This window comes from Commensalibacter papalotli (ex Botero et al. 2024) (assembly GCF_947179115.1).
GTDB classification, from domain to species: Bacteria; Pseudomonadota; Alphaproteobacteria; order Acetobacterales; family Acetobacteraceae; genus Commensalibacter; species Commensalibacter papalotli.
This window is the reverse complement of sequence record NZ_CAMXCI010000007.1, coordinates 1-15,222: the sequence shown is the minus strand read 5'-3', so window position 1 is coordinate 15,222 and position 15,222 is coordinate 1. Positions and strand designations below refer to the sequence as shown.

Below are 15,222 nucleotides of genomic sequence, written 5' to 3'. Positions count from 1 at the left end.
ATATATGTCTAGAAATAAATAAAAGTTAACTTAAGGTACAATTCTGTGATTAAACCTCTACGTAAAGCTGTATTACCTGTTGCTGGATTTGGCACGCGTTTCTTACCTGCTACCAAGTCTATGCCTAAAGAAATGTTGCCTGTTGTGGATCGTCCATTAATTCAATATGCGATTGATGAAGCGAGAGCCGCTGGAATTGAACAATTTTGTTTAATTACGGCACGGGGTAAAGATTCTTTAATTGACTATTTTGACATTGCGTATGAATTAGAAGATACGTTGCGTCAAAAAGGTAAAAAAGAAGCATTAGAAGCATTACAACCCTCAAGTATTCAGGCAGGATCATTAACCGCATTGAGGCAACAAGATCCTTTGGGACTTGGACATGCAGTTTGGTGTGCACGTACATTCGTAGGGGATGACCCTTTTGCGGTATTGTTGCCTGATGATTTGATCCTGGGTGAACGTGGTTGTTTATCTCAAATGGTCGAAGTTTACAATCAGTATGGTGGAAACGTTGTCGCGGTTTCAGAGGTTCCTAAAGAAAAGACCTCTAGTTACGGAATTGTTGACGTTGCAGCCGATGATGGGCATTTAGTTAAAGTTTCTGGTGTTGTTGAAAAACCAAATCCAGAAGATGCACCTTCTAATTTATCTGTAATTGGTCGTTATATTTTGTCACCAGACATTATGGCTTATCTTTCCAAAATGGAACGTGGTGCAGGTAATGAAGTGCAATTAACAGATTCTATGACACAGTTGATTGGTAAGATGCCGTTCCATGGGTTGCGTTACGAAGGCACGAGGTATGATTGTGGAAGTAAGGCTGGCTTCTTAGAAGCTCAAATTGCTTTTGCGCTGCAACGTCCTGATCTAGCATCATCTATGCGTCAAATCCTAAGGAAATATGCACATGAAGGTGAAAAATAATGGAACATCAACGTAATATTGATACAAGCATTTTACGGGAATATGATATTCGTGGTGTTTACGATAAAACATTTTTTATCGAAGATGCTTATGCCATTGGACGTGCATTTGGTAGTCTAGTTATTCGCAATAATGGTAAAAAAGTTGTTGTTAGCTATGATGGCCGTGTAAGTTCTCCTGATCTAGAAGCCGCTTTGGTTGACGGACTTAAAAAATGTGGGTTAGAGGTTATTCGTATCGGACGTGGCCCAACCCCAATGTTGTATTATGCTGCAACCACGATGGAAGCGGATGGTGCTGTAATGGTCACCGCTAGCCATAATCCAAAAGAATATAACGGCATGAAATTCATGCTGGCTGGAAAATCTTTTTTTGGTAAACAAATCCAAGAGTTAGGTGTGCAGGTTTCCAAAGGGGACGTTGTTCCAGAAGGCATTGGTAGTGTTCGCAAAGTCGATATTGTTGATGAGTATGTAACACGTTTATTAAAAGATTTTGGTGTTACCGATCGTAAGTTAAAAGTTGTTTGGGACAACAGCAATAGTGCAGCAGGTGAAGTATTAACTAAACTTGTTCAGCAATTGCCAGGCGAGCATATTATATTAAATGGTACGATTGACGGGAATTTCCCAGCACATAGTCCAGATCCAACAGTTCCTAAAAATTTAGTGCAATTACAAGATGAAGTTGCTGCCCGTCAGGCCGATATTGGGATTGCTTTTGATGGGGATGCTGATCGTATTGGTGTCATTGATGACAAAGGTAATATTCTTTGGGGTGATCAATTAATGATTGTGTATAGCCGTGATATTTTACCTGATCATCAAGGTGCCACAATTATTGCTGATGTTAAAGCCAGTCAAATCTTATTTGAAGAAGTAAAAAAAGCTGGTGGCAATCCATTGATGTGGTGTACAGGGCATTCTTTGATCAAAGCAAAAATGGCTGAAACCAAAGCTTTGTTGGGTGGAGAAATGTCGGGTCATATTTTCTTTGCAGATAAATGGTATGGTTTTGATGATGCGCTTTATGTTGCAATAAGAACTTTGGATATTGTGAATCGTTTAAAAGGTCCTCTTTCTGAAATTACAGAATCTCTGCCAAAAGCAATCTCAACTCCTGAGATCCGTTTCGATTGTGCGGATGATCGTAAATTTAGTGTAGTTCAAGAAGTTGCAGAGCGTTTAAAAGCGGAAAAAGCTGATGTAGTAACTATCGATGGCGTGCGCGTGAATACGCCAGACGGTTGGTGGTTGCTTAGGGCCTCCAATACTCAAGCGTCTTTGGTGGCAAGGGCTGAAAGCACAACAGGGGATGGTCTTGAAAAGCTAAAGGATGCGTTAAAGTCTCAGCTTAGTGCTTCTGGCGTAGAGCTTCCAAAAATCTAGTTTTAGATTTTAAGATTATTTTTGGTAAAGGTGTAACTGTGAAAGGTTGCGCCTTTATTTGTTTGTGCGCTACTATTAGCCTTGTTTTTACTGATATTAGAGATATGCATATAAGATGACAGTACCTGTTTTATTTAATCGCAAGCTTGTTCGATATCATCGTGATAGAGCAGCACGTCACTCTCAAGCGGTGCGAGGCATTGTTGAAGTCTGTGCCGAACGATTATTAGATCGTTTAGATGATATTCAACGTCCTTTTAAGGATGCCTTGGAAATAGGGGGACGAGGTGTAATTGCCCCAGTATTGCAATCTAGAGGAATGAGTGTTGTTTCTGGTGATTTATCACAACGATTAGTATCTTTAAACAAAGCACCATCTGTTTGTATGGATGAAGAGTTTTTTCCATTTAAAGCACAAAGCTTTGATTTAGTGGTTGCGTCTTTTAATTTACATTGGGTTAATGATCTTCCTGGGGCTTTGATTCAAATAAAGAATATTTTGCGTCCTGATGGTTTGTTCTTGGCTGCTATACCGATTTTACCGACATTATCCATGTTAAGGGATATTATGGCTGAGGAAGAGCTTGAATTAAGTGATCGTGTTTTTCCTCGAGTATCACCTTTTCCTGACTTGCGAGTTTGTGCAACTTTAATGCAACGAGTGGGATTTGCATTACCTGTGGTGGATAAGGAGGAAGTCGAGTTGGTATATCGATCCGCTGTGGGGTTGATGCAAGATTTACGATTCTCTGGTGAAACAAATGCGTTAGTTGAACAGAAAAAAACATTTTCCATTCGTGCTTTGATAGCGCATTATTTTGCTCGATTAGAGGAGCAGGGTGAATTCAAAATGCCACTACATTTTGCTATTTTGACTGGGTGGGCACCAGATGCTTCGCAACAACAGCCTTTAAAGCCAGGCCAATTTTCTGTTTCATTAGAAGAAATGTTAACTCAGTAACTTTCATGAAGATCGTTTGTTTTTATCTATTGTAGAATAGATATAAGTTATGCATATTTAATACTCAAAGATTATTTTTAATTTGGAGGTAATTTGTAAATGAAGGAATATGTTCCTGTCATTGATATTTCTGATATCTACCAAAATGATAAAAATAAACATTTAAAAATTGCTGAACAAGTTGATTATGCCTGTCGGAATTCTGGTTTTTTTTGTATTACGGGGCATCATATCCCAAGAGATGATATTCAAAAGATTAAAGATCTTTCGCGACAGTTCTTTAATCTTTCTTTGAAAGAAAAGCAAACAATCAGTATTTTAAATAATGAGATTTATAGAGGCTATAGCAGTTATGAGCTAGAGCAATTAGATCAAGAAAATAGTATCGATTATAAAGAGATGTTTGATATGGGATATCATTTAGACAGTGATCATCCCGAGGTGCAAAAAAAAGATCCTTTTCGTGGCCCTAACATTCATCCAGAAATTTTAATTCCAGGTTGGACACAAGTTTTTGAAACACATTATAAAAAAATGACAGAGCTAGCGCGTGTTGTGTTCAAAATCATAGCACTTGGTTTAAAACTAGAGGAACATTTTTTTAATGCGATGTTTTATGAGTCTTTGAGCACATTCCGAGTAATTCACTATCCAGGCTTACCTGAACAGCGTAATAGGGTGGTCTGTGGAGCGCATACAGATTATGGGATTTTGACAATTTTATATCAGGATAATATTGGTGGCTTGCAAGTTCGAAATCAAGAAAATCAATGGATAGATGTCCCTCCTATTGAAGGTGCGTTTGTTATGAATATTGGCGATATGATGGCCATGTGGACAAATGATCATTATAAAAGTACGTCGCACCGTGTATTAAATACAGGTCATGATCGTATATCAATGCCATTTTTTACAGAGCCGCATCCTGATCAACTTATTCAATGTTTACCACAATGCTCCGATAAACAAAATCCTCCTAAATATCCATCGGTTACTTGTAGAGAATGGTTGTTAAAAAGATTCAAGGCAGCTTATAATGAATAATTATTCTAGTTTGGCTTTTTATTTATTCAGTTTTAAACATTAAGAGAATTACTGTGTTATTTATCAATACTGAAGAAAATTTAAAAAAAGAAAAAATTTGTTTTTTTAATACGCATTTGGATTTTATTCATCAGTTTATGCCAGATCTTGTCAAGGATTATGTAACTGGCTTGATAAATAACGAAGTTTTATTACCTTTCAACATTAACAATATTGATCTTAAATTATTAGACGATAATGTTTTTGATAAAAAACTATTTTACTGCATTTTATATGTATGTTGCCGTGAAATAGATTCTTGTTGGGAGGGTTTTTTCTTTTATATTCAACCGTTATATCCCGCATTGGGGATAGATTTCTCTTCTGAGTTTTCTTTTGAGAATACAACGTCGCCACCATCTGATTTATATAGCATTCGACAATGTCGTGTTGATAAGCCTTTATATACAGATTCAGTGAATGTGAATGTTGGGTTTTACAATAAAAATGAAAATTTTAATTATCAATGTTATGATGATTATTCAGCAAAAGAATATCTGGTAAATTATTGCAGCCCTAAAGCATTGCTTGCATATAAGAATATTCAATACCCCCAAGCTAAATCAGACTTTTTTCTAATGGCATCATTATATACTGATGGTGGTATTTCCGCTGATGTATGTTCTATTGCTCAATCAAATTTGGAAATATTAATAAAAAATACAGATTTTTTATTAATTTATGATGATAAGGGGCTTCAAAAAAAATTTATTTTTGCTCAACCTCGAAATTTATTCATTTTATATCATCTTAATTTCTTGATTGAAAAGATGAATTGTTTTGGCGCGGACCAAGATTATGACAATCTTTTTAGTCGGTCGGCATTTCATTCTAACTTTATGGATTATTATACTTTTTGCTATCAATATATTAAAGATATTCGTATCAATTTTTTGCATGACGATATTTATACTGCTTTTGTTCGTGGTGGGATATCAGAAGAATCTTTATCTTGTGCAAATGATTTTCCTTTTATGGTTGCCAAAGGTGCTTTTAGAAGCCAAAAAAAATTAAAGCCTACATCTTCAATTCCAAATATAGAGGTTAGTTCTAAAAATTTTTATGTACCTCCTACAAATAATTTAACAATTATAGGTCATGATAATAATCCACAGTTTATAAATAGAGTTCAAACACCTTATAGCCTTTCATCGTTAAATGTATGGGAGGTTGATCACGTGGATTTATATGGTTTAGGATGGGTGTGTAAAAATAATCAATTTATTAGTTTTGAAACCCATTTATCTAATTTAGCTTTTAATTCCGATTATCAACGAATATGGCCGCTGCCAAAGAATAATGATATTACACAAGTTATAGAAGACGAATGTATAATTGCTTTTAACGCTGGATCTCATTGTTATGGACATTATTTGGTTGATGATCTTCCTAGAATAGGATTAATCAAAGATTATTTAGGAAATGAGTTTTACGATAAAAAATTTATTATATCAAAAGAAACGCCAGAGTGGGGAAAGACTCTATTAAAATATTTTTTTAATCTTAGAGATGATCATTTTATCGTATTTGATTTTTCGAAAGAAATATGGAGACTTAACAAAGTTTTTTTATCGTCTTATGTAACAAAAGATAACTACAATTTTCATGGATACGTTCGTCAGTTTTATCGACAATATTATCAAGCTGGGGTGAAACCATATAGGAGGGTCTGCTTATCAAGAGCTCTCTGTAACCCTAATACACGACATCAGCGTATATTTCAAAGTCGTGAAGTTTTTGAGTATTTAGCGTTATCATACGATTTTGAGGTGATTTGTCCTGAAAGTTTATCGATAGAAGAACAAATCCAGTTGATGGCAGAAACAACTTGTCAAATTGGTGAGCATGGTTCTGCGCAACACTCTTCTGTTTTTAACCCATATGGTATGGTTGTTGGAACATTAAATCCTATTGGTGATATACAAATTGCTTTGGGAAGAGTGTATAACGACAAAAATATAATTTGTTATTCTGACTCGATTGAATGGGGTGGACCGAATAATGAAGTGCTTTATTACGATATAGAACAAGAAAAATTAATTACTTTCTTTGAGAAAGTTCTTCAAACATTACGAGATGATCATTAAATTTGGAAAGGAATAGTTTTATTTATAATAAAAGTAGCTTATGAGTAATTATTTTTTTAATAATTTGTTTTTAATGGTAAGTTAATTACTTGCGAAAAAGTGAATTATTATATCCGTTTCATAAATATATTCACGAAAAATAACTGTTCAATAAAGTTGAAAATTTGTAAAGACTATTCTTGGTGGTTTAATTTATATAGCAATAAATATTTAATTAATATTTATATAAAAAAACTGGCTTGAATGTTGTATACTTAAACAGATGATTAGATAAAAACCATATTTATTACGATATAGAATTATTTATTGTATTTCTGCTATATTCCCAAGAATGTTTATTTAAAATATTGTTGAATAGTGCTATAAAATCAGCAAATATCTGGATTTTTATATGAAAAGAGAAAAACTATGGCAGAAAAAAAGGTGAACAAAGTTGTTCTTGCTTATTCTGGTGGGTTAGATACTTCGGTTATTTTGCGTTGGTTGCAAAAAAATTATGAATGTGAAGTGGTTACATTCACTGCGGATTTAGGCCAAGGTGAAGAATTAGGGCCAGCACGTAAAAAAGCCGAAATGTTTGGTGTGAAAGAAATCTTTGTTGAAGATTTACGTGAAGAATTTGTTCGCGACTATGTTTTCCCAATGTTTCGTGCCAACACCTTATATGAAGGTCAATATTTACTTGGAACCTCTATTGCACGACCTTTAATTTCAAAACGTCAAATTGAAATTGCTGAACAAGTTGGTGCGGATGCAGTGGCTCATGGGGCAACGGGTAAAGGTAATGATCAAGTTCGTTTTGAACTTGCTTATTATGCACTAAAACCTGATGTTAAAGTGATTGCACCTTGGCGTGAGTGGGAATTGACTTCTCGTACCCGTTTATTGCAATTTGCCGAAGAAAATCAAATTCCCATTGCGCATGATAAACGTGGGGAAGCACCATTCTCTGTTGATGCAAATTTATTGCATTCCTCTTCTGAAGGAAAGTTACTGGAAAATCCAGCGGAAGCTCCTGATGAAATTGTTTTCCAACGTACGATTTCTCCTGAAGATGCGCCTGATAAAGCAACTGAAATTACCATTGATTTTAAATCTGGTGATCCAGTAGCAATTAATGGTGTAGCCATGTCACCAGCAACCTTACTTACTCGTCTTAATGAGTTGGGTAAAGAAAATGGAATTGGTCGTCTAGATTTGGTTGAAAATCGTTTTGTCGGTATGAAATCTCGTGGGATTTATGAAACTCCTGGAGGTACAATTTTATTATTTGCTCATAGAAACATGGAATCTATTACATTAGATCGTGAAGCTGGGCATCTAAAAGATAGTATTATGCCCCGTTATGCAGAGTTGATTTATAATGGTTTTTGGTTCTCTCCTGAACGCCGTATGTTACAGGCACTCATTGATGAAAGCCAACATTCTGTGAATGGGCGCGTACATTTGAAACTGTACAAAGGTAATATGATCCTTATGGGTCGTGAAAGCCCCAATAGCCTATATGATATGCGCGTCGTTACTTTTGAAGATGATGAAGGTGCGTATAATCAAGTTGATGCTCAAGGCTTTATTAAATTAAATGCATTACGTTTACGTCTGGGTGCGCAAGCAGGACGTCGCGGCGGCAGTTTATAACTTTGTGAATAGGAATTGGCGATCATGAAAAAATTCTTTGCTTTTATGGCTCCTGCATTTTTTGCTTTCTCTTTGGCAGCCTGTGCGGGTGATAAAGATGTTCAATTAACGTCTGATCAATTTATGAAGAAAGTAACAGCTGAGTCTGGTGTGAAAACACTACCCAGTGGTTTGGCTTATCGTGTTATTCAAACAGGCGATCCAAAAGATGCGTCTCCAGCCAAAGGAGACTTGGTATTGGTTGAGTATGAAGGCCGATTACCCGATGGTGTGATTTTTGATGCTTCTGATCGTCATGGTGGTGGATTAATGCAAATGCCAGTCGATGGTCTTATTCCTGGATGGATGGAGGCTTTGCCAATGATGCATCCGGGGGATACTTGGCAGCTTTTTGTTCCAGCGAATTTAGGCTATGCAGAAAAAACAATGGGTGTTATTCCTTCTAATAGTCCCTTAGTCTTTAAAATCCATCTGGTCGGCGTTACCAAAGGTGCTGGTAATAAATAAGTTGTTTGTGTAAAATAAAGGTGTTTTATTGTGTCTAAACCGTTAGGAAAAAGAGTTTTCTCTGGTATTCAACCTACAGGAATTCCACATTTAGGAAATTATTTGGGGGCAATTCGTCACTGGGTTGACATTCAAGAGGGAAATGAATGTATTTACTGTTTGGTAGATATGCATGCGTTAACGGTTTGGCAAGATCCCGTGCAGCTCAGAAAACAGATTATTGAGCAAGCCGCTATTTTGGTTGCAGCAGGAATTGATCCACAAAAACATATTTTATTTAATCAATCAGCCGTTTCGGCACATGCGCGCTTAGCATGGATTTTTAATTGTGTTGCGCGTATTGGCTGGATGAACAGAATGACCCAGTTTAAGGATAAAGCTGGTAAAAATAGAGAAGCACAGTCTGCAGGGCTATATGTATATCCTAACTTGATGGCTGCTGATATTTTAACTTATAAAGCAACCTGTGTTCCTGTAGGTGAAGATCAGCGTCAGCATCTAGAGTTGGCAAATGATATTGCTCAGAAATTTAATTATGATTATGAAACGGATTTTTTTTCTGAAGTTCAAGGATATATTCCAACTACCAGTGCTCGTGTGATGAATCTACGCGATGGTAGCAAGAAAATGTCGAAGTCTGATCCTTCTGAGCAAGGGCGGATTGAGTTGATGGATGAAGATGATGTCATTGTTAACAAAATCAAGCGTGCAAAGAGTGATTCCGAGCCTTTACCATCAGAGAAAGAAGGACTTGAAAATCGCTTAGAAGCGTTAAATTTAGTTTCGATATATTCTGTGATGTCAGGTAAAACTGTTGATCAGACACTACAAGAATTTGCAGGGCAAGGGTTTAGTGGTTTTAAATCAGCACTATCGGATGTATTAATCCAACATATTTCACCAATTCGTGAACAAGCCAAAAAATTACTGGCAGATCAAGCTCATATTCATGCTATCTTAAGGAAAGGTGCTGAAAAAGCATCAGCCATCGCAGAACCGATTGTATCTGAAGCAGAAGCAATTGTAGGATTTATAAAGTAGTTATGATGAAACAACAAACGGGTTTTTTACAAGTTCAAACGCATGGTCAAGGTTTAACCATGCTGAACGTAGAAATATCTAATTGGATTTTAAAAACAGGTATTGTTACAGGATTGTTAACGTTGTGGTGCAAGCATACTTCCGCATCTTTTATAGTGCAGGAAAATGTTGATCCGGATGTTCGTCAAGATATCTTATCTTATTTGAACGATTTGGTTCCTGAAAATCGTTATTATCTACATGATAGTGAAGGGGTAGATGATATGCCCGCGCATATTAAAACGATTTTAACTCAGACACATCTTTCTATACCTGTTGTAAACCGTCAAATGGTGTTGGGGATGTGGCAAGGTATTTATTTATTTGAGCATCGGAGGCAAGCTCACCTTCGTGAGGTTGCTTTGCATGTAATGGGCGAGTAAATATTTATTTGTTCCCTTTCTTATAATTCTAAATAAGGAAAAAGAAAAGTATTTACCATTTTTGAGCATATTCTGAATTTTTTAGTTCCTCCTCGTTGTCTAATCTGCAGTAAAATTGTTGTTGATGCTGGATGGGTTTGTTCAGATTGCTTTAAAGATCTTGATTTTATTGAAAAGCCATATTGTCTTTCATGTAATCGGCCATTTATTTCTTGGGAAGAAGTTGGTAAAGATTATATTTGTTTGGAATGTGCTTCTGCAGCGGTTCCTTGGCATCAATGTCGAGCAGCTTTCTTGTATAATGAAGGCTTTAAAAAACTAATTATGCCGTTAAAATACGGTGATCAACAAAAGAGTTTGGTTTTTTTATCTTATTTTATGCATCGTTGTGCTAAAGATTTAATTGTTCAAACAGATATTATTATTCCTGTTCCCTTACATAAAAAAAGATTGAGGCATCGTCAATATAATCAGTCTGCATTATTAGCTTGGCAGATTGGGAAGATAAGTAAAACTTCAGTTCTGCCTATGGGGTTATTACGTGTTAAAGAGACAATGGTTTTAGGGCATTATAATAAGCAAGAACGGCAATATTTATTAAAAAATGCATTTATTGCATATCCTAAATATCTAAATAAAATAAAGAATAAACGTATTTTATTAATTGATGATGTGATGACAACAGGCTCAACTTTAGCCGAGTGTACATCGGTTTTGTTAGAGGCTGGTGTTGCACAAGTTGATCTTTTAGTGGCAGCAAAAGTTGTGTAATTATATAGAAAATAACTAGAAATTTTGATGGGACTTGTTTTGTCTTGATGAACTATTTATATTTTAACAAATATCATTTTATATCTTAAGGAGTTTACGATGGCTAAAATTGAAATTTATACGCAACCAGGATGTCCTTATTGTCAAAGAGCAATCATGTTATTACAAGCAAAAGATGTTGCGTTTAATGAGATAAATGCACCCAAAGGGACGAAAGAACGTGAAGAGGCTATTAATCGTTCCGGAGGAAAAACATCAGTTCCTCAGATTTTTATTGATGATAAAGCAATTGGTGGTTGTGATGATTTGATGGCATTAAATCAATCAGGTGAGTTACAAAAATTATTGGGAATTTAAAAAGAAACAATATATAGTCATCTCATTTCGTTTTAATTATAAATTATCATGAGGGATTAAAGGTGTTTACCAGACTTAAAAAAGTAAGCGTAATTACTGGTATTATATTTATGATGTCCCTATTTTTTGCTTCATTAAGTAACATTAATGCTCAGCAGTCTGCTGATCCTATTAAAATATCACAGCCTGTAGAAGTTGGTTTGTGGGCAACAAAAGAAAATGATGGTGTTTTTCAAATTTACGTATGCGGTCAAAAGTTATGTGGCCGTTTTGTGGGAATGCAATATACAACACCTCTGCCCCCGACCTCAAAGCAAGGGAACTCTCAGTGTAATTTTCTGATGTTACAGAATTTCGTACGTGATAAATCCGGGAATCGTTGGTCTGGGACCATCTTTGATCCAAGAAACGAAAAGGCATATGATGCTAAGATATGGGTTTCAAGTAAGGGTGAGTTAAAAGTTCGAGGGTATTTAGGGATCACTTTACTAGGTGAAACACATACCTGGCATCGTTTCTCAGGCAAAATAATGGAAAATTGCCGTTTACCCGACTTAAAGTAAAATGCTAATTGACTTTTAGCATCATTAACTGTTATTTAATAAGTGGTTAACCACTTGTTAATATTTTTAACTAGGTTTTCAATTATAGCTTTAAAAAGGAAGTCAATATGGCTTATGTTGTAACGCAAGTTTTTTCCCCTAAAGATAAATGGAAAAAAGTTACAAAGCAGATTAAAGAACAAATTTTACAGCGTATGATTGTAAATTTATCATCTTTGGCAGGTGATAATAGAGTTCAATTGATTGCTGCGGGGCAGATTGATGGCAAGATTCCTCGTGTCGTAGATTTTGAGTTTTATGTTGTTTGGTCAGTTGAATTGTCTGAAATGAGCAAGCATATTACCCAGCATTTGCGTGAAAGCGAATGGAATGAGTATTTTGAAGTGGTTAATATCGGTGGTAGTGCGTTAAGCATTCCACAATTTGCGGATCTTGTTCTAGCTGATTTAGATGCGGAATAGATTTTGTCAATTTGCTAAAAATATAGACTACATAAATAAATAATACTTTAATAATTTTAAATATAAATACAGAAATTAAATACTAAAAAAATAAGTCAATTATTCATTTTAGGATTATTTAATGTCTGAAGAAAACGAAAATAACAATACGTCAAGTATTGATCAAGCTGCAACAGTGATTGCGGCAACGAACGATGATGCTTCATCGTCTTTAAACAGTGCGCTATTTGGAAGTTCGAATGATTCTGCTGCTATTAGTGGTGGTTCTTTAAATAGCGCAGGTTCTGCATCGCTTACTGATTTATCATCTACTGGTTCTCTTGGGTCTGGGGCTGATTCTCTTGCATCTGCATATAAAGCAGGTGTTATGTCTGCATTGGACCAAACCTATTATGCTGGTGCATTAGGGCGTTCTGCAGCGGTTACACCGTATGCAGCAAGAGCTGCAGCTCCAGCGCAGGATAAAAATACATACACAGTTGCCACCTCACGATCACTTTGGCTTGCTTACGCTAATTCAATGACGCCTGCTGCTGCTTCTGGTCAGGCTAATTTGTATACTTGGGCTGGTTCTGACCAAGTTGCCACTGGATTTCAAGGTACATTTGGTGTTGGTGCTGGTTTGGGTGGTGCAATTTATCAACAAACCGCTGGTTTGAACATTCAGTCTGGTGCTGCGCTTGGTGTTGGTGATAGAGCTCAACTTTGGGTGGGGAATGCTGCTGCATTTTCTGCGGGTTCTGGTAATTTAGGTCTGACATATGGCGAGACTGCTAATGCTCTTACGCCTAATGGTCGTTCCTTATATTTGGGAAGTAGTTCCTACCTAAGCGCTGCTGGTTTTCTTGGTGGTGTTGCTGACAAATCTCAGGCTGGTGCCAGTTTAAATGCTGATGCTACTGGTATGCGTACTAACGCTGTTAGTACTGGTGATGATGTTGTTATGGATATTGGCGCTGACTGGGGTACGATTGGTGACGTTCGTGCAGGTTATGTTGTTCCAAAAGCTGCCATTGGTAATAATAATAAAATCACAACTGGTGGTAACGTTGGGGTGTTTATGAATGCTTCTGTTGCTGTTGGTAGTAATGTAACTATGAATGTTGCTGCAAATGGTGGTAGTGGTTTCTTCATTGGTTCTGGTGGATATTTCAGTGCCGGTATAAATGGGAGCTATCTTGTTCATGGTGGTATGGGTGCTGCTTACAGCAACTTAACAACCAACAATGCTGCTACTCTTATCTTTGGTGATAACACTACTGTTACGTTAGATAAAGCAAACTGGGGTAACTTTGCTGCTCAGGCTGGTGGTATTATTTCTGCTGGTAATGATTTTCATTTGCGTGCGCTAGCAATGTCTGTTGGTTACGGTCAAGATCCTGATACTGGGGCCATCCTTGCTGTACAGGCAGCATCAATCTCAATTGGTAATAACGCTATTATTAATTTGGCGCAAAGTGGCTTAACCATGCAGAACGATTCTGCTGGTAATCCTTTTAATTTCTATTTGGGATCTAATGGTGCCATTACAGTTGATGGTGTTGGTGGAAAATTAGGTATTGGTACTGGTGCTACTATTGATGGTAAAACCATTTCTATTGGTAACTATTCCAAAGATTATAGCGGAATTAATCCTCAAACCGGGAAGGCGATGCAATATTCTTGGTATAATACTGGGAATAATAACAACGTAACTATTGGTTCTGGCGCGACTATTAATCTTTCTGGTGGTATAGCACTGGACGGTAATAATAATAATTTGATATTAGCTGGTGGTGGTACTTCTGGTAATATTCTAAATGCAGGATTTATCAGTGCTGGTCGTTTCTACAAAGCGTATCAAATACCGCTTGTAAATAGTAGTTCTACAGCTGGTGGTACTAAGTATAACTATGTATATGATAATACCTCTGGAGCAAATGTTCAAATTGGTGATAATTACGTTATCACATTGACATCAGGGACTATATCAACAGGATTAGCGAATGAACCAACCATTAGTAATAATGGTAATTTTGAAGTTAATACAAATGCTGGTATATTCACGCTTGGTAATAATGTTCATTTGACCGCAAATTCAATGGTTATTGGTGATTATTTTGTGTCATCATATAATCCATACACAAGCACATATGATACATTTACAGCAGCTACAAGTGGTGCTTCTATTACCTACTTAGCAGATGCTAATATCCAACTTTCAGGTGCTGTTCTGTTGAATGGTATCAATGACAAGATGGTATTTGGTGACAGATTGGTTCTAAATGCGGCGACAATGTCATTTGGTACGGGTGTTGCTGGTGGTAATCAGTATAACAATTCATTTGTTGTAGCTAATGATGCAAAGCTTACTATTAGTAACGGCTTTATAAATAATTTATCTAATGGTTTAACGCAATTTGGTGATAGTGCGAACGTACATCTTCTTGCTGGTGATCTTGCATTGGGTGGTGCTGGTGTTGGTGTTGCTGCAAATCGCAACTTCTTCCATATGGGTGCTAACAATACGCTTACATTGGATGCTGGTTCTATTGTTATAACAAATGGTAGACAAACATTTGATTGGGGGATTAATGGTACTATTAATGCGAACAGCTTAAGTTTTGCTGGTACTAACCAAGTATTCTCTATGGGTACGGGTGCCAATGTTAGTTTGACGGGTGGTATTCTTGTTAATGCGACATCTACTGCGTTAACATTCCTTGATAATACCACGATGAACCTTGGTTCTGGTGGTCTAACATTTAATCAGTCAGCAAGCTTTACGCTTGGTAATGGTGGCTCTTTTGCTACAACTGGTGATGTTACATTTGCTAGTACTGCTGGTGGCACAATATTCAATGTTGGAAATGTAAAAACATTTACAGCTGGTAACGTGATTATCAATGCTGCTAAACCTGTAATAACATTTGGTACAAATATTGATTACGCTGTTACTGGATGGCAATTAAATGCTGCCAATGACACTGTTAAATTAGGTGCTGGTGCAACTGGTAACATTGGTAATATTACC

General features: G+C 36.4%; 14 protein-coding genes and 1 pseudogene. All 15 read left to right on the top strand.

Annotated features, from left to right (window positions below; all coding sequences use genetic code 11):
* Positions 1 to 45 precede the first annotated feature (45 nt).
* Positions 46 to 930 (top strand): UTP--glucose-1-phosphate uridylyltransferase GalU, encoded by an 885-nt coding sequence (gene galU, locus QMN76_RS10110; protein WP_034340799.1) that lies wholly within the window; start codon positions 46 to 48, stop codon positions 928 to 930.
* On the top strand, positions 930 to 2,318 hold the full coding sequence (gene pgmG / locus QMN76_RS10105; protein ID WP_034340801.1) for a phosphoglucomutase/phosphomannomutase PgmG: 1,389 nt from the start codon (positions 930 to 932) through the stop codon (positions 2,316 to 2,318). Before galU ends, pgmG begins: the two co-directional genes overlap by 1 nt.
* Positions 2,319 to 2,433: 115 nt before the next feature.
* Positions 2,434 to 3,279, top strand: coding sequence for a class I SAM-dependent methyltransferase (locus QMN76_RS10100; protein ID WP_282024634.1), 846 nt, complete (start codon positions 2,434 to 2,436; stop codon positions 3,277 to 3,279).
* Positions 3,280 to 3,378: 99 nt separating this feature from the next.
* Positions 3,379 to 4,323: a 2-oxoglutarate and iron-dependent oxygenase domain-containing protein gene (locus QMN76_RS10095; RefSeq protein WP_282024632.1), complete on the top strand. Its 945-nt coding sequence runs from the start codon at positions 3,379 to 3,381 to the stop codon at positions 4,321 to 4,323.
* 53 nt (positions 4,324 to 4,376) lie between these two features.
* The gene (locus QMN76_RS10090; RefSeq protein WP_282024630.1) at positions 4,377 to 6,449 is read left to right on the top strand and encodes a glycosyltransferase family 61 protein; all 2,073 of its coding nucleotides are present in this window, start codon (positions 4,377 to 4,379) and stop codon (positions 6,447 to 6,449) included.
* A gap of 408 nt (positions 6,450 to 6,857) precedes the next feature.
* Positions 6,858 to 8,087, top strand: a complete 1,230-nt coding sequence (locus tag QMN76_RS10085; RefSeq protein ID WP_282024629.1) for an argininosuccinate synthase — start codon at positions 6,858 to 6,860, stop codon at positions 8,085 to 8,087.
* Positions 8,088 to 8,111: 24 nt separating this feature from the next.
* Positions 8,112 to 8,594 (top strand): FKBP-type peptidyl-prolyl cis-trans isomerase, encoded by a 483-nt coding sequence (locus tag QMN76_RS10080; protein ID WP_051462107.1) that lies wholly within the window; start codon positions 8,112 to 8,114, stop codon positions 8,592 to 8,594.
* A gap of 30 nt (positions 8,595 to 8,624) precedes the next feature.
* The gene (gene trpS, locus QMN76_RS10075; RefSeq protein ID WP_282024626.1) at positions 8,625 to 9,635 is read left to right on the top strand and encodes a tryptophan--tRNA ligase; all 1,011 of its coding nucleotides are present in this window, start codon (positions 8,625 to 8,627) and stop codon (positions 9,633 to 9,635) included.
* 5 nt (positions 9,636 to 9,640) lie between these two features.
* Complete coding sequence (locus tag QMN76_RS10070; RefSeq protein ID WP_034340843.1) at positions 9,641 to 10,057, top strand: secondary thiamine-phosphate synthase enzyme YjbQ; 417 nt, start codon at positions 9,641 to 9,643, stop codon at positions 10,055 to 10,057.
* Between the two features lie 57 nt (positions 10,058 to 10,114).
* Positions 10,115 to 10,297: pseudogene (locus tag QMN76_RS11040) on the top strand (double zinc ribbon domain-containing protein); the annotation flags it as partial.
* A 3-nt stretch (positions 10,298 to 10,300) separates the two neighbouring features.
* A complete protein-coding gene (locus tag QMN76_RS10065; protein ID WP_051462108.1) occupies positions 10,301 to 10,828 on the top strand; it encodes a ComF family protein in 528 nt (175 codons plus the stop codon).
* Positions 10,829 to 10,927: 99 nt separating this feature from the next.
* Complete coding sequence (gene grxC / locus QMN76_RS10060; RefSeq protein ID WP_034340820.1) at positions 10,928 to 11,185, top strand: glutaredoxin 3; 258 nt, start codon at positions 10,928 to 10,930, stop codon at positions 11,183 to 11,185.
* Positions 11,186 to 11,295: 110 nt separating this feature from the next.
* The gene (locus QMN76_RS10055; protein WP_152534209.1) at positions 11,296 to 11,748 is read left to right on the top strand and encodes a DUF2147 domain-containing protein; all 453 of its coding nucleotides are present in this window, start codon (positions 11,296 to 11,298) and stop codon (positions 11,746 to 11,748) included.
* A gap of 107 nt (positions 11,749 to 11,855) precedes the next feature.
* Positions 11,856 to 12,209 carry a DUF6616 family protein gene (locus QMN76_RS10050; RefSeq protein ID WP_034340823.1) on the top strand — a complete coding sequence of 118 codons (354 nt, stop codon included), beginning with the start codon at positions 11,856 to 11,858 and terminating at the stop codon, positions 12,207 to 12,209.
* 121 nt (positions 12,210 to 12,330) lie between these two features.
* A partial coding sequence (locus tag QMN76_RS10045; protein WP_282066012.1) for a beta strand repeat-containing protein occupies positions 12,331 to 15,222 on the top strand: 2,892 nt, incomplete at its 3' end.

Excerpts from the sequence above, each read along its gene's own strand:
- pgmG (WP_034340801.1), top strand. The coding sequence starts at position 930 with ATGGAACATCAACGTAATATTGATACAAGCATTTTACGGGAATATGAT.
- QMN76_RS10100 (WP_282024634.1), top strand. The coding sequence starts at position 2,434 with ATGACAGTACCTGTTTTATTTAATCGCAAGCTTGTTCGATATCATCGT.
- QMN76_RS10095 (WP_282024632.1), top strand. The coding sequence starts at position 3,379 with ATGAAGGAATATGTTCCTGTCATTGATATTTCTGATATCTACCAAAAT.
- QMN76_RS10085 (WP_282024629.1), top strand. The coding sequence starts at position 6,858 with ATGGCAGAAAAAAAGGTGAACAAAGTTGTTCTTGCTTATTCTGGTGGG.
- QMN76_RS10080 (WP_051462107.1), top strand. The coding sequence starts at position 8,112 with ATGAAAAAATTCTTTGCTTTTATGGCTCCTGCATTTTTTGCTTTCTCT.
- QMN76_RS10070 (WP_034340843.1), top strand. The coding sequence starts at position 9,641 with ATGAAACAACAAACGGGTTTTTTACAAGTTCAAACGCATGGTCAAGGT.
- grxC (WP_034340820.1), top strand. The coding sequence starts at position 10,928 with ATGGCTAAAATTGAAATTTATACGCAACCAGGATGTCCTTATTGTCAA.
- QMN76_RS10055 (WP_152534209.1), top strand. The coding sequence starts at position 11,296 with ATGATGTCCCTATTTTTTGCTTCATTAAGTAACATTAATGCTCAGCAG.
- QMN76_RS10050 (WP_034340823.1), top strand. The coding sequence starts at position 11,856 with ATGGCTTATGTTGTAACGCAAGTTTTTTCCCCTAAAGATAAATGGAAA.